The 22,070-nt window shown below is 68.6% G+C and carries 7 protein-coding genes; 4 read left to right on the top strand and 3 right to left on the bottom strand.

The window, feature by feature from the left end; all coding sequences use genetic code 11:
- Positions 1–61: 61 nt before the first annotated feature.
- The 4 genes from hemA to prmC all read left to right on the top strand — a co-directional run bounded on the left by hemA (position 62) and on the right by prmC (position 4,367).
- A complete protein-coding gene (hemA, locus tag J2X54_RS01805) occupies positions 62–1,336 on the top strand; it encodes a glutamyl-tRNA reductase (protein WP_070251534.1) in 1,275 nt (424 codons plus the stop codon).
- Positions 1,337–1,411: 75 nt separating this feature from the next.
- Entirely contained in the window at positions 1,412–2,488 is a 1,077-nt protein-coding gene (gene prfA / locus J2X54_RS01800) for a peptide chain release factor 1 (RefSeq protein WP_310177093.1), read from the top strand.
- 566 nt (positions 2,489–3,054) lie between these two features.
- Positions 3,055–3,528 carry a disulfide bond formation protein B gene (locus tag J2X54_RS01795; RefSeq protein ID WP_310177091.1) on the top strand — a complete coding sequence of 158 codons (474 nt, stop codon included), beginning with the start codon at positions 3,055–3,057 and terminating at the stop codon, positions 3,526–3,528.
- Entirely contained in the window at positions 3,525–4,367 is an 843-nt protein-coding gene (gene prmC, locus J2X54_RS01790) for a peptide chain release factor N(5)-glutamine methyltransferase (protein ID WP_310177089.1), read from the top strand. The genes J2X54_RS01795 and prmC overlap by 4 nt, the downstream gene beginning before the upstream one ends.
- Here prmC and J2X54_RS01785 read toward each other — a convergent pair.
- From J2X54_RS01785 to J2X54_RS01775, 3 genes are all read right to left on the bottom strand, one after another.
- Positions 4,342–5,460 carry a hypothetical protein gene (locus tag J2X54_RS01785; RefSeq protein ID WP_310177087.1) on the bottom strand — a complete coding sequence of 373 codons (1,119 nt, stop codon included), beginning with the start codon at positions 5,458–5,460 and terminating at the stop codon, positions 4,342–4,344. The genes prmC and J2X54_RS01785 overlap by 26 nt on opposite strands.
- Positions 5,457–6,263, bottom strand: a complete 807-nt coding sequence (locus J2X54_RS01780; RefSeq protein ID WP_310178389.1) for a response regulator — start codon at positions 6,261–6,263, stop codon at positions 5,457–5,459. Before J2X54_RS01780 ends, J2X54_RS01785 begins: the two co-directional genes overlap by 4 nt.
- Before the next feature lie 173 nt (positions 6,264–6,436).
- Entirely contained in the window at positions 6,437–21,949 is a 15,513-nt protein-coding gene (locus J2X54_RS01775) for an Ig-like domain-containing protein (RefSeq protein WP_310177085.1), read from the bottom strand.
- Positions 21,950–22,070 lie beyond the last annotated feature (121 nt).

The following is a 22,070-nucleotide window of genomic DNA, read 5'->3' as shown; positions in this document are numbered from 1 at the left end:
ACCCCGGCAGCAGTAGGGACATCACGGTATAATGACCGCATACTCAATGCCCGGAACCGAAATGCAGCTGCTTGCCGTCGGCCTCAATCACCACACCGCCCCCGTCTCGCTGCGCGAGCAGCTGGCGTTCGCCCCCGAGCAACTGGGCCAGGCGGTGGTGGCGGCGCGCTCGTGGTTCGAACGCATCGACCATCGTGGCGCCGACGAAGCGGCCATCCTCTCCACCTGCAACCGCACCGAGCTCTACGCGGCCAGCCAGGTGCCAGATCCGCTCGACGCCGGCGCCCATTTCCTCGCCGATTTCCACCAGCTCAATTACGCCGACCTGCGCCCGCACTTGTACATGCTGCCGCAGCACGACGCCGTGCGCCACACCTTCCGCGTTGCATCGGGCCTCGATTCGATGGTGCTGGGCGAAACGCAAATCCTCGGCCAGATCAAGGACGCCATCCGCACCGCCGACGAAGCCGGCGGCCTGGGCACTTACCTGCACCAGCTGTTCCAGCGCAGTTTTTCGGTGGCCAAGGAAGTGCGCAGCACCACCGAGATCGGCGCCCACAGCGTGTCGATGGCGGCCGCTGCCGTGCGCCTGTCGCAGCGCATTTTCGACAAGATCTCCGAGCAGAACGTGCTGTTCATCGGCGCCGGCGAAATGATCGAGTTGTGCGCCACCCACTTTGCCGCGCAAAACCCGCGCAGTGTCACCATCGCCAACCGCACCCTCGAGCGCGGCGAAGCGCTGGCGCACCGCTTCGGTGGCCGCGCCATGCGCTTGGCCGAGTTGCAGGACAAGCTGCACCAGTTCGACATCGTCATCTCGTGCACCGCCTCGTCGCTGCCGCTGATCGGTCTCGGCATGGTCGAGCGCGCCATCAAGGCGCGGCGCCACAAGCCGATTTTCATGGTGGACCTGGCCGTGCCGCGCGATATCGAGCCGGAAGTGGCGCGCCTGAACGACGCGTTCTTGTACACCGTCGACGACCTCGGCAAGGTGGTGCAGGCCGGCATGGAAAACCGCCAGGCCGCCGTGGCGCAAGCCGAAGCCATCATCGAAACCCGGGTGCAGTCGTTCATGCACTGGATCGACGACCGCGCCGTGGTGCCGGTCATCCAGAGCCTGCACGAAAACGGCGAAGCCCTGCGCCAGCTCGAACTCGACCGTGCGCGCAAGATGCTGGCCAAGGGTGAAGATGTCGACGCAGTGCTGGAAGCGCTGTCGCGCGGCCTCACCGCCAAGTTCATGCACGGTCCGCAACAGGCGCTGCACCGCGCCCAGGGCGAAGAACGCGCCCACCTGGCACAGTTGCTGCCACAGTTGTTCCGCGGCCGTCGTTAGCGCCCCTCCCCTGCCTCCGCTTTGCTGCCGCGTCGATCGATGCGGCTTCCGTACCACCTCACACAGAAATACGCTATGAAACCATCCATGCTGGCCAAGCTCGACCAACTGGCGAACCGCCTGGTCGAACTCGATGAATTGCTGATGTCCGAAGGCGCCACCGCCAATATGGACGCCTACCGCAAGATGACGCGCGAACACGCCGAACTCGGCCCGCTGGTCACGCTCTATAAATCGTATGGCGACGCCCAGGGCGACCTGGTGGCGGCGCAAGACATGCTGTCCGATCCGGAAATGAAAGAGTTCGCCCAGGACGAGATCGAAGCGGCCAAGGAACGGCTGGCAACGCTGGAACTGGAGCTGCAGAAAATGCTGCTGCCGAAAGACGCCAACGACGAGCGCAACATCTTCCTGGAAATTCGCGCCGGCACCGGTGGCGACGAATCGGCGCTGTTCGCGGGCGACCTGCTGCGCATGTACACGCGTTTTGCCGAGCGCAACCGCTGGCAGGTGGAGGTGGTGTCGGAGTCGGCCTCGGACCTCGGTGGCTACCGCGAAGTGATCGTGCGGCTGGTGGGCAACAGCGTGTACTCGAAACTGAAATTCGAATCGGGCGGCCACCGCGTGCAACGGGTGCCGGCCACCGAAACGCAAGGCCGCATCCACACCTCGGCCTGCACGGTGGCGGTGATGCCCGAGGCCGACGAGGTCGAGGACGTGCACATCAACCCGGCCGACCTGCGCATCGACACCTTCCGCGCGTCGGGCGCCGGCGGCCAGCACATCAACAAGACCGATTCGGCCGTGCGCCTGACTCACCTGCCCACCGGCATCGTGGTCGAGTGCCAGGACGACCGCTCGCAGCACAAGAACAAGGCGCAGGCGATGAAGGTGCTGGCCGCCCGCATCAAGGACGTGCAGTTGCGCGAGCAGCAATCGAAGGAAGCGGCCACCCGCAAGAGCCTGATCGGCTCGGGCGACCGCAGCGAACGGATCCGCACCTACAACTATCCGCAAGGCCGCATGACCGACCACCGCATCAACCTGACCTTGTACAAGCTCGACTTCATCATGGACGGCGACCTGACCGAACTGACCAACGCACTGGCCGCGGAGCACCAGGCCGAGCTGCTGGCGGCGCTGGGGGATTGAGGGTTGGACATTGAACATTGGACATTGGACGTTAGACGTTAGACGTTAGCCGTTAGCCGTTAGCCGTTAGCCGTTAGCCGTTAGCCGTTAGCCGTTAGCCGAGAATCCGTCATTGCCGCGCAGGCGGCAATCCAATTTTTGCGAACCGTGTTGGCGGCGCCACGAAACTGGATTCCCGCCTGCGCGGGAATGACGGATTTGCGGTCGGCGGTTGGCGGTTGACGGTTGGCGGTTGGCGGTTGACGGTTGGCGGTTGACGGTTGACGGTTGACGGGTTGACGGTTGACGGTTGACGGTTGACGGTTGACGGTTGACGGGTTGACGGGTTGACGGGTTGACGGGTTGACGGGTTGACGGGTTGACGGTTGACGGTTGACGGTTGACTGTTGACGGTTGACAGGTTGACGGGTTGACCGTTGACACGCTGGCGCTTGTCCGTTGCCGCTATGTTCGCGGCTATCGTTGGTTTTTATCTCTGCAATCGTTTAAGAGCCTGCTAAGGCCAAACCAGCAACTTTGTGCGAGAATCTGCGATTCTGCCACCGCACGACCTCACCGGAACCACCATGCACCAATCCCGCCCCCTGCTGTTGTCCATCGCCGCCGCCAGCTTCGGCCTGATCGGCGTTGCCCTGTACCTTCAGCACGGGCTCGATATGCTGCCCTGTCCGCTGTGCGTGATCCAGCGCTACCTGTTCCTGGCGATCGGTATCGCCGCCCTGGTCGGCGCGTTCATCAGCAGGCCCAAGCTCGCCGCCGGCGTGGCCTTGCTCGCTGCGCTCGGCGGCCTGTACACCGCCGGCAAGCACCTGTACGTGCTGGCCAACCCGGGCCTGTCGTGCGGCATCGATCCGGTCGAAACTTTTCTCAACAAAATCCCGACTGCCACCTATTTGCCGTTTTTGTTCCGCGCTGATGGCCTGTGCGAAGACGCCACCGCGCCATGGTTCGGCCTGTCGATACCGCAATGGGCGTTCCTGTGGTTCGCACTGTTTACCATCGCCCTGGTCTGGGCGCTGATCCGCCGCAGCCGCGCATGATCGCAACGGTTGCAGACATCACCGCCGGCGTCACCGTCGGCGCCTTGCAGCGCCAAGCGCTACTCGACGCGCTCGACTGGCGCGTGCTGCTGTGCCATGCGTTGAACACCAACCGGGTGGGCCTGATCACCGGCTCCGAGCGCACCCTGACCGATGACGAAGCGCAGCGCTTCGGCGCCCTGGTGCAGCGCCGCCTGGCTGGCGAGCCGGTGGCCTACCTGGTGGGCCAGCGCGAATTCTTCGGCCTGCCGTTCGCAGTGAGCGGCGCAGTACTGATCCCCCGCCCCGATACCGAACTGCTGGTGGAGCTCGCACTCGACCGCTTGCCGCGAGGCGGCCGCGTGCTCGACATGGGCACCGGAAGCGGCGCGATTGCCGTCGCGCTGGCGCACACGCGGCCCGATGCCGACGTCACCGCGCTCGACGTCAGCGCCGACGCGCTGGCGGTTGCCCGCCGCAACGCCGAGGCCAACGGCGCGCACGTGACGTTCCTGCACAGCGACTGGTTTGCGGCCCTGGCCGACAACGCGCCGTTCGATATCATCGCGTCCAATCCGCCGTATATCGCCAGCGGCGACCGCCACCTGTCCGAGGGCGACTTGCGCTTCGAACCGGTGGGCGCGCTGACCGACCACGCCGATGGCCTGTCGGCCTTGCGCATCCTGGTGGCCGGCGCCCCGGCGCACCTGTCACCGCAAGGCTGGCTGCTGATGGAGCATGGCTACGACCAGGCCGATGCTGTGCGCGAGTTGCTGCTTGCGGCCGGTTACACCGAGGTGCAAAGCTGGCGCGATATCGCCGATATCGAGCGCGTCAGCGGCGGTCGCCGGCAGCTGTAGCCATCCCTCGCGCCACCAGGCGACGCGCGGCATCGAGCAATTGCTGTGCCGGCGCCGGCTTGAACAACACAACATCGAACGCTTGCGGCCGCGCCGGGGGCAACAGTGCGTGCAGCAGGCGCGGTGCGCGCTCGTGCGAGTGCGCGTGCGCCGACGCGTCGTCAACGTCGGCATCGGCGCAGACCACCAGCGCCGGCAAGGCGCCGTTCAGTTCTGCGGCGTCGTAACAGAGCGTGAAGCCGGCGCTGTCGAATACTTCGGTCAGGTAATCGCGCATGGCATCGTGCGGCTCGCACAACAGTACAGTCAGGCCGTCGCCGAACGGCAATGGCGGTTCGTCGCGCGCGGAAAACGGCGGCGTGGGCATGGCTAGCTCTTCATCTGCCGGCGCGGCGATGATCACGAACCTGAGCGCGGCGCCAGCCTGCTGCAGGCAACTGCCCATGGCGCGCACCAGCTGCGCCGCCAGCACCAGGCCCGGTGCGATGTCGTCGCGCTCGAGCGTGGTTGATACATCGGCCCACATCACGGCCTGCCCGGCGCCACCTGCAATGACAGTGCCGCTGCCACGATGAGCACGGGCGCCGCTGTCGGCTACGTCGTCATGGGCGACTGTCTCGCTGTCGCTGCCAGCGCCATTGCAGGTTCGGAAAGCCAGCACCAGCGCGCCATCGCCGGCCGCTTCGACCTCCAGCGCCAGCGGCACGCCAGCGTGCAGCGCTACCCGCTCCAGTACCTGCGCCAGCAAACGCGCATCGAGCAGCGCCAGGCCCGGCAGCGACTGCGGGTCATGGCGCACGCCATAGGCCTGCATCAGCGCGTGCAGGTAGGCCGGCGCCGGCGCCAGTTCGGGCGGCGTCACTTCGTAGCGGGCGCACGCGCACAAGTCGCCCAGCCAGGCCAGCTGGCGCTGCGCCAGCGCCACGATGTCGTCCAGTCCGGCGCCGCGGGCGCGCGCAGCGATCTGCGCCAGCGGCGTGCGCAGGTCGTGGTTCAGACGCGCCAGAATGCTGGCCCGTGCCCGCAGCGGCGCGTCGGCGCCAGGATCAGGATCAGGATCAGGGGCAGGATCAGATACAGCGGCAGGCCTCATGCATCCCCCACCGCGCGCCGCACCGACTGCCGGTAGGCGGTGGGCGTGGCCTCGGCGTGTTCGCGGAAGGCAGTGGCGAAATTGGCGGCGCTGCGAAAACCGGTCTGCTCGGCGATCTGCTGCACGGTCATGTCGGTATCGACCAGCAACTGTCGCCCGCGCATCATGCGCGCCTCGGCCAGGTAGGCGAACACGGTGATGCCGGCCTGCTGGCGGAATGCCTGCGACAGCCGCTTTTCGTACGTGCCCAGCGCGCGCGCAATGCCGGCCAGGGTGAGCGGCGCGGCCAGGTTGTCGTCGATCAGGCGCATGGCGGCATCGGTCACGACGGCGTCGGGATGCGGGTGAAAATGCGGTTCGGGATGGAGCTGGGAAACGTTGGAAGCGGGAGCCGGGGCCGGCTGGACCGTCGTGGCGGCCACCACGGCCACGGCGGCGGCGGCGCGCATGCCGGCCAGCTCGAGGTGGATGCGCACACGCGCGAACACCTCGGCCGGATGATAGGGCTTGGTGATGAAATCGACGCCGCCGATGGCCAGCCCGGCCACCCGTTCGTCGGGATCGTCGAGGGCGCTGAGGAACAGCACCGGGATATCGCGCGTGACCGGGTCGGCCTTGAGCAGGCGGCACGCGGCAAAGCCGTCCACCACCGGCATGCGCACGTCGAGCAGGATCAGGTCGGGCGGCTGGGCCAGCGCGCTCTGGTAGCCGGCAGCGCCATCGGCCGCGCTGCGCACGTGGTAAGACTGGCGCCGCAGCAGGTCGGTCAGTACGCGTAGTTCCTCCCGCTCGTCGTCGACGATCAGGATACTAGGCCGTACTTTTTCTGAGGCGGTAACGGAGTAGATGGCGCGCTCCCGGTGGGGAATACGCGCCGATTATACACAGCCTGCCTGGCGAATTTCACCAGCGTTGTCGCATTTATCGCGTCTGTCTCTTCCAGCAAAAGTTTTGTCTCCTGGTTCAAAATATCAAGCTACCAGTAACCGACCAGGGTCAGTCCGTCGCCACCGCTCTGGACGCCGACCAGGGTCGCATCGACCACCAGTTGCGCCACCATGTCGCTGCGGCTGTGGTTGTCCAGGTAGGTGTCCCAGCGCGCCAGCGTGGCGGCGTCGGGCGCCTTGTCGGTGGCATTGAGGAAGATCCGGGTCACGAATGCGGCATCGTCGAGGGCGCCATACAGCTGCTTGAACTCGACCGACTCGGTAAAGCCCCTGGCCAGCGCCGCGCCGGTAAGGTTGGTGCCCAGCCACTCCTGGAAGCCGCGCAAGTCGCCCGCGCGGTCGAGCGTGAGCTGGTACAACATGCCGATTTCGCGCAGGTTCGCGGTGGCGGCCTGGGTAAAGCCGAGGTCCACCACCTTGCCGTCGAACTCGCCGAGCTCGACCTGGCGCACGGTGTTCATGCTGCCGGCGCCCTGGCCCACCATCACGTCGGCGCCGTTGGCGCCAGCGCTGACCTGGTTGCCCAGCACCACCTTGTAGCTGGCGGCGGTGCCGGTAAACACGGCGGTATCGGTGCCGTCGCCGCCCACCAGCAGGTTGGCGCCGGTGCCGGCCACCAGCCGGTCGTTGCCGGAACCGGCGATCCAGCCCTGCTCGGCGGTCAGCATCTGGCCCCCCAGCGCCATGCCGTCGGCGGTCCACCAGGCGGCCTTGTGGGCGGCGCTCTGGGCGATATCGGACAACACCGCGGCGCGCAGGTTGAGGTCGCCAGGCGCGGCGTCCAGCCGCGCCACGAAGCCCGACAGTTCGCTGGCGGTCGGTTCGCGATCGAGGGTGTTGCGCAGCAGCGTGGCGACGAAGTCGGCATTGCCGAGCTTCATCACGCCATTGCGCGCCTCGACCTCACCCAGGAAGCCGGCGGCATACTGCGGCGCCGTCAGGGCGAGCTTGCTCCAGTTGGTCAGGCCGTCCAGGTCGGGCGCGCGGTCGAACGCGGCGTGGTACAGCAGCGACAGCGTTTCCAGGCGCACCGCGTCGGCGGCCACAAAGCCGAGCCGGTCGATATTCAGGTTGAGCTCGGACGTGGCGATGGTTTGCGTGGCGCCAAGCAGGGCCGCCTGGTGAGTGCCCTGCACCGTGCCGTCGGCCTTGAGCATGAAGCGCCACTGGCCGCTGTCGGTGCGGCCGCCCTGCAGCACGTCGTTGCCAGCGCCTGCCACCAGCACGTCGTTGCCGGCGCCGGCAAACAGGATATCGTCGCCGTCGCCGCCGTCGAGGTGGTCGTTGCCGCCGGCCGTGCCTAGGATGTCGTTGCCGCCGTTGCCGTACAGGGTGTCGTTGTCGAGGCCGACGGTGAGCGTGATGTGCTGGGCGGCGTCGTCGCCGATCAGGAAGTTGCTGCCCTGCCCGCCCTGCACCCGCGCCGTCCCGATGATGGCGCCGAAGTCGAGGTTGTCGATCTGCAGGCCCACGCCGGACAGGCTGCGGGTGTCGATCACCAGCGCGATCTCGGTATCGGGATCGACTGCGGCAGTCACGCCGGCCAGGGCGCTGGCACGCAGCCCCTGCGCGGTGACCAGGGTACCGGCCTGCACCGACGTGTCGCCGGCGATCAGCAGCAAGGTATTGTCGATGGTGCTGTTGCCGGAGACGCGCAGGGTGCCGTTCTGTTGCAGCTCATTGGCATCCTGCGTCGCCAGGAATTCGCGCGCCTGGGCTTCCATCGCGGTGCGGGTATCGCTGACGATGGTGTGGTCGTCGATCCGGCCGATCAGGTCGGTAGCCGCCATGGCGCCGCCCAGCAGCGCCGAGGGGCCGGTGGACTGGAAACCCGTGCCCGCCGGCAAGCTGACGGTCAGGGTGCTGCCTACGCCGTCGGCATTGGCAGCGATGCCGAGCGGAATATCGGCCAGCGTGGGGTGAGGCGTGCCCGCCACGTCGTCGCGACCAATCGCCACCAGCGGCACGGTCACCGTGCGCGAGACCAGGCCGGTGCGATCGTCAACGCCGGTCTCGGTGACGATGCCGACACCATCGACCGTGCCCAGCTGGCCGCTGCCGACCGGCAGCACCAGCGGTGCGGTGGCGCTGTTGGCATTGCCGGCTGCGTCGGTAAACAGCTGGCCCGGTACGCCGATCGAGACCGACGCGGCGCCGGTCGGGGTGAGCGTGGCGGTGTAGGTGGTGCCGCTGCCGCTGAAATTGGACAGCGTGCCGCCGCTGACCACGATGTTCGACAGGTTGAGCACACCTGGGTCGCTGAGGGTGAAGGTCAGCGTGGCGCTTTGTCCCTCCACCAGCGCGGCGCTGCTGGCGATGGTCACGGTGGGTGCAATGGTATCGACGACGTAGGGCACGCTCTGGGCGGCGCTGACATTGCCGGCAGCGTCGACCACGCGCACCAGCAAGGCGCCGCTGGCGTTGGCGGGCAGGGTCAGGCCGTCCAGGCTCCAGGCCTGGCCGCGCAGGATGGCCGGGATAAAGGTCAGGCCATTGTCGATCGAGACCTGCACCACGTCGCCGCTGGCCGGCGGCGCCGACAGCGTGCCGCTGAGCGACTGGCGCGGGTTGTTGGTGACCAGGTCGCCGGGGGTGCCGGTATCGGTGGAAAACAGCACGGCGCCGGTGGGTGCCGGCGGCGCCACGGTGTCGATTTGCAGCGCCGGCAGGCTGGCGCTGGCGCCGGTGTTGCCGGCGACATCGCTGAATCCCGCGACGGCAATGGTGGCGGTGCCGGCCGGTACGTCGGCTGGGGGCGTGAAGGTGGCGGTGTACACCAGCGGGTCGGCGGTTGCCGTGAGCGGACCCAGGGTGCCGCCGGTGACGGCCACGTTGGCCGGCGTAAAGTCGGCCGGGGCGCTCGAGAAGGTGAAGGTGATGGTGGCCGGCGCCACGCCATTGGCCACCGCCACGTTGCTGGTGATGGCGACGGTGGGCGTTTCCTGCGCGAGCACGTAAGCGTTCGCAGTGGCGGCGCTGGCGTTGCCCACGGCGTCGATCACGCGCACTTGCAGCACGCCGCTACCGGCCAGCGTGTGGTCGAGCGACCAGCCGGCGCCGGTGTTGTCGATAACGGCAGCCTGCCAGGTGGCGCCGTTGTCGAACGAGACCTGCACCGTTTCACCAGCAGCCAGCGGCTGCGACAGGTTGCCGCTGACGGTCTGCTGCGCCACCGCCGTGACCAGGTCGGTGCTGCTGATGCCGGTGTCCGCCGAGAAGCGCGGGCTGCCGGTCGCAACAGCAAGGGGCGGCAGCGTATCGATGGCGATTTGCGGACCAACGGCGGCCTGGCCGCCATTGCCGGCCAGGTCGGTGTAGACGCCAGCAGCCACGCCGATGCCGGCCACGCCCGCCGCCACGCCGGCGGCGGGGGTGAACAGCGCCGTGTACACCAGCGGATTGGCGGTGGCGGCAAAGCCGGACAGAGCGCCGTTGGCCACCGTCACATCATCGGCGCCAAAGCCTTGCGGCGCCTCGCTGAAGGTGAAGGTGATCAGGGCAGTGTCGCCGCTCTTGACGGCGGCGGTGCTGCTGGCGATGACCAGCGTGGGCGCTGTTGCATCGGCCACCAGGCCGGCCAGCACGGCGCCGGTGCCGGCATTGCCGGCCAGGTCGGTGTAACTGCCGGCGGCCAGCACCACGCCAGCGGCGCCTTCGTAGCCGGCTACCGGCGTAAAGGTGGCGGTGTATACGTTCGGATTGGCGGTGGCGGCCACGGCGCCAAGGCTGCCGCCGGTGGCCGTCAGGCTGGCGGCGCCAAAGCCGGCAGGCGCTTCGGAGAAGGTGAACGTGATCACGGCCGGGCGGGCGACGCTGACGGCAGCCACATCGCTGCTGATGGTGACGGTCGGCGCGCCCTGGTCGAGCGCGTAGGCGGTGGTGCTGGCGATGCCGGTGTTGCCGGCAGCATCGACCACGCGCACTTGCAGCACGCCACTGCCGGTGAGCACATGGTCCAGCGTCCAGGCGGCGCCGGTGTTGTCGACGGCGGCGGTTTGCCAGTTGAAGCCATTGTCGAACGAGACTTCCACGCGGTCGCCGGCGTCGAGCGGCTGCGACAGGTTGCCGCGTACGGTTTGCGCGGCAACCGATGTCACCAGGTCGGTACTGCTGACCCCGGTGTCGGCCGAGAAGCCGGGCGCACCGCTGGCAACGGCCAGCGGCGCCACGGTATCGATGGCGATTTGCGGGCCAACGGCGGCCAGACCGCCGTTGCCGGCCAGATCGGTATAGACGCCGGCAGCCACGCTGATGCCAGCCACGCCCGCCGCCACGCCGGCGCCAGGGGAAAACAACGCCGTGTACACCAGCGGATTGGCGGTGGCGGCAAAGCCGGACAGCGCGCCGTTGATGACCACGACGTCGGCGTCGCTAAAGCCCTGCGGCGCCTCGCTGAAGGTAAATGTGATCAGCGCGGTGTCGCCGGCTTTGAGCGCGGCCAGGTCGCTGGTGATGGCCAGGGTGGGCGGCGTGCCGTCCACCACCAGCCCGGCCAGCGCACCGCCGATGCCGGCATTGCCGGCATTGTCGCTGTAGCTGCCGGCAGCCAGGGTCACGCCGACGGCGCCGGTATAACCCGGATCGGACGTGAAGACGGCGCTATAGACATTCGGATTGGCGGTGGCAGCAAAGTTACTCAGGGCGCCGCCGGTGACCGCCAGGCTGGCGGCCGACACGCCTTGCGGCGCCTCGCTGAAAGTGAAGGTGAGCGTGGTGCTCTGGCCCGGCAACAGCGCCGCGCTGCTGCTGGCGATAGCCACCGTGGGCGCCACCGTATCAACCGTGTAGGGCGTGGTGATGGCTGCCGTGGCGTTGCCGGCGGCGTCGGCCACGCGCACCACCAGGTTGCCGGCAGCGGCCAGGGTCTGGCCTGCCAGGGTCCAGCCGGTGCCGTTGACGGTGGCGGCGGTAAAGGTCTGGCCGCCATCGACCGACACCTGCACGAACTCGCCGGCAGCGAGCGGCGCCGACAGCGTGCCGCTCAGGGTCTGCTGCGGATTGTTGGTAATCAGGTCGCCCGGGGTGCCGGTATCGTTGGACAACAGCACGCCACCGGTGACGCTGGCCACTGGTGGCACGGTGTCGATCTGCAGCGCCGGGATGCTGCCGGGCAGGCCGCTGTTGCCGGCGGCGTCCGCGTAGCCGCCGGTGACGGCAATGCTGGCAGTGCCTGCCGCCACGCCGGCCTGCGGCGTGAAGACGGCGGTGTACACCAGCGGATCGGCGGTGGCGGTGAGCGCGCCCAGCACGCCGCCGCTCACGGTGAGATTGGCCGCCGAGAAGCTGGTGGGCGGCTCGGAGAAGGTGAACGTGATGATGGCGCCATCGGTGCCGTTGGCCACCGCCACATTGCTGCTGATGACCACCGTGGGCGCACTCTGGTCGAGCGCGTAGGTGTTGAAAGTTTCCGCGCTGAGATTGCCAAAGGCGTCGGCCACCCGCACCCGCAGCACGCCGCTGCCGGTCAGGGTGTGGGCCAGCGACCAGGTCAGGTTATTGACGGTGGCAACCTCCCAGGTGGCGCCGTTGTCGAACGAGACCTGCACGCTTTCGCCGGTGGCCAGCGGCAGCGACAGTACGCCGCTCACGGTCTGCGCCGCTACTGCAGTCACCAGGTCGGCGTTGCTGACGCCGGTGTCGGCCGAGAAGCGCGGGAAGCCGACGGTCGAGGCGGCCGGCGCCAGGGTGTCGAGCGCAATTTGCGGGCCGGCCACGGCCACGCCGGCATTGCCGGCCAGGTCGCGGTAGCCGCCGGTCGCCACGCCGATGGCCGCGCTGGCGCCGGCCACGCCGGCGCTCGGGGTAAACAGCGCCGTGTACACCAGCGGATCGGCGCTGGCGACCAGGTTCGACAGCACGCCGTTGGAGACGTTGATGGCGCCCAGATCGAAGCCCACCGGCGCCTCGCTGAAGGTGAAGGTGATCACCGCCGTGTCGCCGGCCTTGAGCTGGGTGCTGCTGCTGGTGATCGCCAAACCCGGGGCCTGCGCATCGACCGAGATGGCTGGCAGGGCGCCACCGAGGCCGGCGTTGCCGGCGGCATCGCTGTAGCTACCCGGCGCCAGCGACACGCCGGCTGCGCCCAGGTAGCCGGCGGCGGGGGTGAACACGGCGGTATAGACGTTCGGATTGGCGGTGACGGCCAGGCCGCTGACGATGCCGCCGGCCACCGTCAGGCTGGCAGCGGTAAAGCCCTGCGGCGCTTCGCTGAAGGTAAAGGTCAGGTTGGCGCTCTGGCCGGCCGCCAGCGTGGCGGCGTCGCTGGTCATGGTCACGGCCGGTGCGAGTGAATCGACCGCGTAGGCGGTTGACGCGATCGGGCCGTGGTTGCCGGCGGCATCGGTCACGCGTACCAGCAGCAAGCCCTGGAAGGCCAGCACCACGGGCGTGGGCAGCGCCCAGATGGCGCCGCCGGCGGGCGCCACGGCGGTGCTCCAGGTCACGCCATCGTCCTGCGACACTTCGACCGTCTCGCCCACGGCCAGGTTGGCGGTGAGGGTACCGCCAATGGTCTGCACCGGATTATTGGTGAGGTGGTCGCTGCTGCTGATGCCGGTATCGTTGGAAAACACCAGCGTCGCGCCGGTGGTGGTGGGCGCCTGGGTGCTGTAGCTGATCGGCGCCATCGACGCCGGCGCTCCAGGGTTGCCGGCAGCGTCAACGTAGCCACCGGCCACGCTGACGGTGGCCACACCGTTGGCCACCGACTGGTCTGGGGTCAGGATGGCAGTGTATTCGAGCGGGTTGGCGGTCTGGGCAAAGCCGCTGAGGACGCCGCCGGCCACCACGATGTCGGCGGCATCGAAGCCCACCGGCAGTTCGCTGAAGCTGAAGCGGATCACCGCCTGCTCGCCCAGCGCCAGCACGCCGCCGCTACCGGCACTGCTGGTAATTTGCAGCACCGGCGGCGCGCTGTCGACCGTGATCGACGGCGACGTGAAGCCGGCGCCAGCGTTGCCGGCGGCGTCGGTGTAGGCGCCCGGCGCCAGGGTGACAAAGGCGCTGGCGCCGGCCAGGCCGGCGGCCGGGGTCAGTTGTACCGTGAACACGCGCGCGTCGCCGGTGGCGGCAAAACCGCCCAGGGTGCCGTTGACGGCCACCAGGTCGGCCAGGTCGAAGCCGGTGGGCACTTCGCTGAAGGTGAACGTGAGCGTGGCCGCTTCACCGGCGCGCAGGCTGGTGGCGCTGCTGGTCACCGCGACGGTCGGCGCGGTGACGTCGAGCGCATAGCTGGCCGAGAATACCGGACCGGTGTTGCCGGCCGTATCGGCCACCCGCACCCGCACCTGCACGGCGCCGCCGCTGTCGGGCAATACCTGCAGCGCCAGCGCCCACTGCGTGGCCGACGTCGGCACGGCGGTGAGCCAGGTGGCGCCGCTGTCGAGCGAGACTTCGACCTGTTCGCCGGCGCCCAGCGCGCCGTTCAGCGTGCCGCTGATGACCTGGGCGGCGACGTTGGTGACCAGGTCGGTATTGCTGACGCCATTGTCGGTCGAGAAGGCGATCGAGGCACCGGTAATGGCCGGCGCCAGCGTATCGATGGCAATCGGCGCGCTGCTGGCGCCAACGCCCAGGTTGCCGGCGGCGTCGGCGACCGCACTGGCGGCCACGCTGACCACCGCGTTGCCACCGGCCAGGCCCGGCTGCGGCGTGAGGGTGGCGGTGTACACCAGCAGGTCGGCGCTGGCGGTGAAGTTGCCCAGCGTGCCGTTGAGCGCGCTGATATCGGCCAGCGTGAAGCCGGCCGGCACTTCGGTAAACGTGAAGGTAATGGTGGCGGTCTCGCCCACCTTGAGGCTGCTGGCGCTGGTGTCGATGGTCAGCACCGGCACCACCGTATCGACCGCGATCGACGCCAGGCCGCCACCGGTGCCCAGGTTGCCGGCGGCGTCCGTGTACAGGCCATTGGCCAGGCTCACGCTGGCGCCGCCCAGCTGGCCGGTCACCGGCGTCAGCAACATGGTGTAGACCAGCGGGTTGGCGGTGGCGGTGAAGTTGCTCAAGGTACCGCCGGTGGCTACCAGGTCGGCCTGGGTGAAGCCGCTGGGTGCCTCGGTAAACGTGAAGGTGACCAGCGCCGACTGGCCGTCGCGCAGGCTGGTGTCGGCGGTGGCGATGGTGACCGTGGGGGCGGTGGTGTCGATGGTATAGGCGCGCGCGGTCACGGCGCCGTGGTTGCCGGCGGCGTCGGTCACGCGCACCTGCACGGCGCCGCTGCCGGCGCCGAGGGTCTGGCCGGCCAGCAGCCAGGTGCTGGCACCCGGCGCGGCTACTGCATCCTGCCAGGTGGCGCCGTTATCGAGCGACACTTGCACCACGTCGCCTGCCGCGAGCGGTCCGGACAGGGTGCCGGCGATGTCCTGCAGCGCGGTGTCGGTCACCAGGTCGGTGCTGCTGGCGCCATGGTCGGCAGAGAACTGCACGCTGCCACCGGTGAGCAGCGGCGCGACGGTGTCGATGGCAATGGCCGGCACGGCGCCGACCGCGCCGGCATTGCCCGCCAGGTCGCTAAACGGCGCCACCGTGATCTGGGCGCTGTCGCCCGCCACGTTGGCGGCGGGGGTAAACACTGCCGTGAATACCAGCGGATCGGCAGTCTGCACCAGGTTGGCAAAGGCGCCGTTGGCCGCGCCCAGGCTGGCCAGGGTAAAGCCGAGCGGCGCTTCGCTGAAGGTGAACGTGATCAGCGCGGTGGCGCCGGCGTTGAGCGTGGTAGCGCTGCTGGTGATGGCCAGGGTGGGCACCAGGTTGTCGATGACGATAGGCGCCAGGCTGCCGCCCAGGCCGGGCGTGTTCGAGACATCGGTATAGGCGCCGTTGGCAATCGCCACCGCGCCCTCGGTGACGCCCACGGCGGGAGTAAACTCGGCGGTAAACACCAACGGATCGGCGGTGGCGGTCAGCAAACCCAAGGCGCCGCCGGTGACCACCAGGTCGCCGTCGGTAAAACCGGTGGGCACGGTGCTGAACTTGAAGGTGATCAGCGCGGTCTCGCCAGCCTTGAGGGTGGCGGCGCTGCTGCTGATCGCCACGCCGGGCGCCAGCGTGTTGTAGCTGATGGTCGGGGTGCTGGCGCCGATGCCGCTGTTGCCGGCGGCGTCGGTATAACTGCCTGCGGCCAGCGCGACCGAGGCCGTGCCGGCGGCCTGGCCGGCGGTGGGCGTCAACACCGCCGTAAACACCAGCGGATTGGCGGTGGGCGTCAGCGTGCCCAGCACGCCGCCGGTGACGGCCAGGCTGGCATTGCTGAAACCGACCGGCGCTTCGCTGAAGGTAAACGTGATCAATGGCCGGTCGGCGCTGTTGAGCGCGGTCAGGCTGCTGGTGATCTGCACCGTCGGCGCGGACTGGTCGAGCGTGTAGCCGAAGCCGGTCACAGCGCCGTGGTTGCCGGCGGCGTCAGACACGCGCACCTGCACCTGCTGGCCGGGGCCAGCCGACAAGGTCTGACCGGCCAGGCTCCAGCCGTTCGCGCCAACCGCGTTGGCCGCCACCCAGGTGGCGCCGTTGTCGAGCGAGACTTGCACCGTCTCGCCGGCAGCCAGGCTGGCGTTCAGGTTGCCGCTGATGTCCTGCGCGGCCACGCTGGTCACCAGGTCGCTGGCGCTGGCGCCGGTATCGTTCGAGAAGATCACCGCGCTGCCGATGGTGGTCGGTGGCAGGGTGTCGATGGCGATCGCCGCCATGCTGGAGCCCTGGCCGGCATTGCCGGCGCTGTCGGTATAGCTGCCGGCGATGATCTGCACCACGCCGCTGCCGCCGTTCACACCGGGCAGGGGCGTCAACACCACCGTGTAGACCAGCGGATCGGCAGTGGCGGTCAGCGCGCCCAGGGTGCCGCCGGTCACGGCCAGGCTGGCGTTGGTCAGGCCTACCGGCGCTTCGGTAAAGCTGAGCGTGATGGTGGCGGTCTCGCCGGCCTTCAGTGCGGTGGCGCTGGTGCCGACGCTGGCGGCAGGGGCGCTGGTGTCGAGCACGTACGAGCGGGCATAGGCGGGGCCATGGTTGCCGGCGGCGTCGATCACGCGCACTTGCAGCACATTGCTGCCAGCGAGGGTCTGGCCGGCGAGGGTCCAGGCGGCGCCGGCGGCGGTGGCAGCGCTCCAGGTATTGCCATTGTCGAGCGAGACTTCCACCGTCTCGCCTGCGCCCAGGATTTGTCCCAGCGTGCCGCTGATGGTTTGCGCGGCAACGTTGGTGAGCAGGTCGGTGGCGCTGGCGCCGTTATCGGTCGAGAACACCACGCTGTCGGCCACGGCCACCGGAGCCAAGGTATCGATGGCAAGGGTAGGCTGCACCGGCGCGGCAACCGCATTGCCGGCGGCGTCGGTGACGGCGCCGGTGAGCGCGAAGCTGGCAGCCACGCCCTGGATGCCGGCAGTGGGGGTAAACAGTGCGGTATACACCAGCGGGTTGGCGGTGGCGGCCAGGCCGCTCAAGGTGCCGCCGCTGGCGATGATGGCGCCGGCGTTGAAGCCGACCGGCACCTCGCTGAAGGTGAACGTGACGTGCGTGGTCTCGCCGACGCCAAGGGCGGCGCTGCCGCTGCTGATGACCAGCGTGGGCGCCAGCGTATCGACCGCCATCGGCGCCGACACGGCGCCGCTGCCGAGGTTGCCGAAAGCGTCCGCGTAGGCGCCAGCGGCCACCACCACCGAAGCGGTGGCCGCTGCCAGGCCAGCCACCGGCGTCAGCAGGGCGGTGTAGACCAGCGGATTGGCGGTGGCGGTGAAGTTGGTCAGCGTGCCGTTGCCAGCCGCCACGCTGGCTGCCGTAAAGCCGGCAGGCGCGCTGCTGAAGGTAAACGTGATCAGCGCGGTTTCGCCCAGCGCCAGGGCGCTGTCGGTGCTGGTGATGGCCAGCGTGGGCACGCTGGTGTTGACCGCAAACGTGGCCGGGGTGCCGGCCTGACCAGGGTTGCCGGCATTGTCGATGTAGCTGCCGGCGTTGACCGCCACGCTGGCCACCGCGCCCGACTGGCCGGCCACCGGCGTAAACACCGCCGTGTACACCAGCGGATTGGCGGTGGCGGTAAAGCCCGACACCGCGCCGCCTGCCACGGCCAGCGAGGCCGCCGTGAAGTTGAACGGCGCCTCGGTAAACGTAAAGGTCAGCAGGGCGGTCTGGCCCAGCGCCAGCGTGCCCGTGCTGCTGGTCACCGTCACGGCAGGCGCGGTGGTGTCGAGCACATACGCGGTGCCGGTTGCCAGGCCGTGGTTGCCGGCGGCATCAGCCACCCGCACCTGTACCACGCCGCTGCCGGCCAGGTTGACGCCAGCCAGGCTCCAGCCGTTGCTGCCAGCGGTGCCGGCGGCGTTGACCCAGCTAACGCCGTTATCGAACGAGACCTGCACGGTCTCGCCGGCGGCCAGCGCGGCGCTCAAGGTACCGCTGACGGTTTGCGCCGCGACGTTGGTGACCAGGTCGGTGCTGCTGGCGCCATTGTCGGCCGAGAACGACACGCCGGCGCCGGTGGTGAGCGGCACCACGGTGTCGATGGCGACTGGCGCCGAGACGGCAGCCACGCCGGCGTTGCCGACCGCGTCGGTCCAGGTGCCGGCGTTGACGCTCACGGTGGCCGCGCCCGCAGCCACGCCGCTGGCGGGCGTGAGCAGGGCCGTGTACAGCAGCGGGTTGGCGGTGGCGGCAAAATTGCTGAGCACCCCGTTGGTGACCTGCACGTCGCCGACCGCAAAGCCCAGCGGTGCTTCGCTGAACGTAAACACCACGACGGTGGCGTCGCCGAGCTTGAGCGCGGTGGACTGGGTGGTGATGGCCAGCGTGGGCGCCACGGTATCGACCGCGATCACCGGCGTGATGCCGCTGCCGCCGGCCAGCCCCAGGAAATCGGTGTAACTGCCGCCGGCCACCGTCACCGAGGCCGGTCCGCTGACGTTGGCGCCGGGTGTAAACAAGGCCGTGTACACGCCGCCGCCCAGGTTGACCAGGTTGCTGACGGTGCCGCCGCTGGCGACGATGTCGCTGCTGGTAAAGCCGAACGGCACGCTGCTGAAGGTGAAGGTCAGGTTGGCAGACTCGCTGGCGTTCAGGCTGGCCTTGTCGCTAGCGATCACCACCGTCGGTCCGAGCGTGATGGAAATGCCGGTGGCAGCCGCTGCCGCGCCGGCGTTGCCGGCGATGTCGGTGTAGGTGCCAGCCACCAGTTGCACGCCGCCCTGCACGCCGCCGAGGCCGCCGTTGGGTGAGAAGTCCACGGTGTATACGCGCGGATCGCTGGTCGCCTGCAGGTTCGACACGGTGCCGTTGACGGCGCTGAAACTGGCCAGCGACAGGCCGGACGGCGCCTCCGAGAACGACACCGTGATGGCGCTGGTCTGGCCGGCGCCCATCACGTTGACGCTGGTGCTCAGGGTGGCGGTCGGTCCCGTCACGTCAAGCACATAGGCGGTGCCGTGGGCGGCGCCCGTGTTGCCAGAGGCATCGACCACGCGCACCTGCATGGTGTTGCTGCCGGCCAGTGTGACGCCGGCCAGGCTCCAGGCGCTGCTGCCGGCGCTGGAACTGGCGGTGGTCCAGGTAATGCCGTTGTTGAACGAGACTTCCACGTGCTCGTCGGCCCCGAGGCCGGCGGTGAGCGTGCCGCTGACAGTCTGCTGGGCGGTGCGGGTGACCAGGTCGGTGCTGCTGGCGCCGCTGTCGGACGAGAACACCACGGCACCACCGGTGGTGGCGGGCGCGCTGGTGTCGAGCTTGTAATTCACGCTGTACGGCGTGTTGCTGCCGCCGGGATTGGTCACCCGTACTTGCAGCACGCCGGCCGCGGTGAGGGTCTGGCCGGCCAGGCTGAAGGCGGAGCCGCCCACGCTGGCGGCGGCATTGGTCCAGGTGGCGCCGTTGTCGAGCGAGATCTGCACCTGCTCACCGCTTTGCAGAGCGGAGGAGAGGGTGCCGCTGATGGTTTGCGCGGCCACGTTGGTGACCAGGTCGGTATTGCTAATGCCGCTATCGTTGGAGAACGCCACCGACAGCGCGGTGGTGGCGCTGGGCACGGTGGCCTGGATCGTGGTGGCGCTGTTGCTGACGATGACGTGGCCGTCGTTGACGCCAATGGCCAGCGTGGTGGCGCCGGCCTGGCCGGAAGCGGACTGGAACACCAGCGCCTGCAAGGCCGCCTGGGCGGCGCCGGGCGCGGACGACGTCAGGGTATAGGTCAGGCCGCCATCGAGGGTGACAAAGCCGGCCGCAGCGGCCGAGGCGGCGGTAAAGGAACCGAGGCTGCTGTTGGTGTTGGTGATCGTGATGGTCAGGATCACCGAGCCGCCCACGTCGGGGTCGGCAATGACGACATTGGCGAACGGGCGCACGGTGCCGCCGGCCGCCACCGCCTGGCCGCCGACCGTGCCGCTGACGATGGGCACATCGTTGACCGACAGCGCGCTGACCACGGTGCCGGTGTTGACCGCGCTGGCCAGACCGTTGGCATCGACGGCGGTGAGCGAGAACGTGGTGTTGACGGTGGCGCCCACCACGGCCTGGTTGTCGGTCGGCGTAAAGGTGAGCGCTTTCAGTTGCGCGCTCAGCGCCGCCGGCGACGTTGCGCTCAAGGTGTAGTTGCCGGCGCTGCCGGACAGGCCGGCGCCCGAGAGCACGCCGTTGGCAGCGGTGTAGCTGATGGTGAGGCTGACGTTGTCGCCATTGACGTCGGCCACGGTGACGTTGGCGAACGGGTTGATGGTGGCGTTGTCGTTGACGGCGCCAGCCGCCACACCGGTGATCGACGGCGGGCTGTTGGCCACGTTGGACACCGCCACGGCGACGCCGGCCACGCCGGTGTTGGTGTTGCCGATGACGCTGTTCCAGTCGTCGCCGGCGGTCAGCTGGTACGTTGCGCCGCCGCTCGAGGCCGTGCCGTTGCGATTGAACAGCGCGGCAATTGCCGCCACGTCGGCGCCGGCCAGGGTGACCGAGAACGAGGTGGCGCTGGTCACTTCGACGTTGCCGGTGGTAACCAGCGTGTGGCTGACGCCGCCCTCGCCGCGCAGCGCGAGCTTGGCGACGGTAATGTCGTTGGCCGCGCCCAGCGTGGCCACCAGGTTGCTGCCGGTAACGGTGAGCACATGGGTGGTGGCGTCGTAGGTGGCGCCGGTGATGCTGGGCGCTTGCACATTGCTGACGGTGACCGGGTTGCCGGCCAGGTCCTGGCCGCTCGGACGGCTGGCGTCCCAGTTCAGCGCGGCCGACAGGTTGAAGGCGGCGCCGCTGACGGCGCTGGCGCCGTTGTTGTTGAGCACGCCACCGAGGGCCAGCTTGTCGGCGGCATTCAGGCTGATTGAAAACGCGGTGCCGCTGGCGGCGGTCACCTGCGGCGAGGTAAGCGTGTAGCTGCCGCCCTGGCCGGTGATGCTGAGCTTGGATGTATCGATGCTGTCGCCGGCGTTGATGCCGGCGGCGGTTACCAGCAGCGTACCGGTGGCGGCATCGTACGTGGCCGACGTGATCGATGGCGCCACGCGCGGATTGGCCACGGTGATGTCGTCGATGCTGATCTCGAAACCGAGCGGATTGACGATGCGCACGCCAAAGATGCCCTTGAAGTTGGCCGCCGCCCCCAGGTTGAGCAAGCCATCTTCGTTGATGATCAGGCCGGTGACCGACTGGCCGCCGCCGGTGGGCTGGAAGTTGGCGTCGAGCGCATACACCGTAAACACCACGTTGCCGAGCAAGTTGCCGACCGCGTTGCCGGTACCGATCTTGATGCTGGTGAGGTCGAACACGCCGTTGTTGGCGCGCAGGTCGACGTAACTCACCGGGGCGAGCAGCGAACCGTTGACGGTCAGGCGGTCGTCGTTGACCGGAATGCCGAGCACGCTGGTACCGTTGGCGTTGACAACCACGACACTGCTGTTGTTGAGGACGCCGCTCTGGGCGTACAGGTCGAGGCCGGTATTCAGGATATTGACGACATTGACCACGGTGCCGGCGGCAAGACCGGTAGCGTTGAGCAGGGTGACATTGCTGTTGGTGCCGAAGTTGAACGTGCCGGGATTGCCATTGTTGACCAGCGCCAGCGTGTGCGCGTAGTCCTGCTGCGCCTGCACCGAGACGGCGCTGGCCGCTTCGATGCTGCCGGTGGCCGCTTCCAGCACCCAGTTGGCGCCCAGCAGGTCGCTGCCGGTCACATCGGTCGAGGCGGCCACGTCGGCGCCGGTGAGGTCGGCCAGCGCATCGATGAAGGCCATGCCGGCGTCGCCCTGGCCCACGTCGCAGCCGTACAACAGCAGGTCGCCGCCCTCGCGCAGCGCCCCGCCCCATTGGGCCAGCGCGGCCGCATGGATAGCCAGGCCGGCGGCGTCAAGCACGGTGGCGCCGACCTGCAACTGGCCACTGGCGCCGTGCGAGACAATCTGGATGCTGTCAAGGCCCTCGAGTCCTGCCAGCGCGGCGGCGATCTGCTGCACGCCGTCGCCGTCCGGCGCCAGTTGCACCACCAGCACCCCGTCGGCTGCTGCGGCCAGCAAAACCCCGGCGTCGGCGACGCGGGCATCGATGAAAAGGACCGAATGGTACTGACGCTGGCTCATGATGCTGCTCCAAAAAGTTACGCTACAGGAACGATTATGGGTAGCTTCATGGCGATCACGAAATTTTCCTGTTTGCCAAACACTTTGTCCGGTGCAGCAAATGTCAGCGTCCGCTGGCGCA

Source organism: Duganella sp. 3397, assembly GCF_031456625.1.
In the GTDB taxonomy this organism is placed as follows: domain Bacteria; phylum Pseudomonadota; class Gammaproteobacteria; order Burkholderiales; family Burkholderiaceae_D; genus Rugamonas; species Rugamonas phyllosphaerae.
This window is presented reverse-complemented; position numbering and strand designations above follow the sequence as displayed.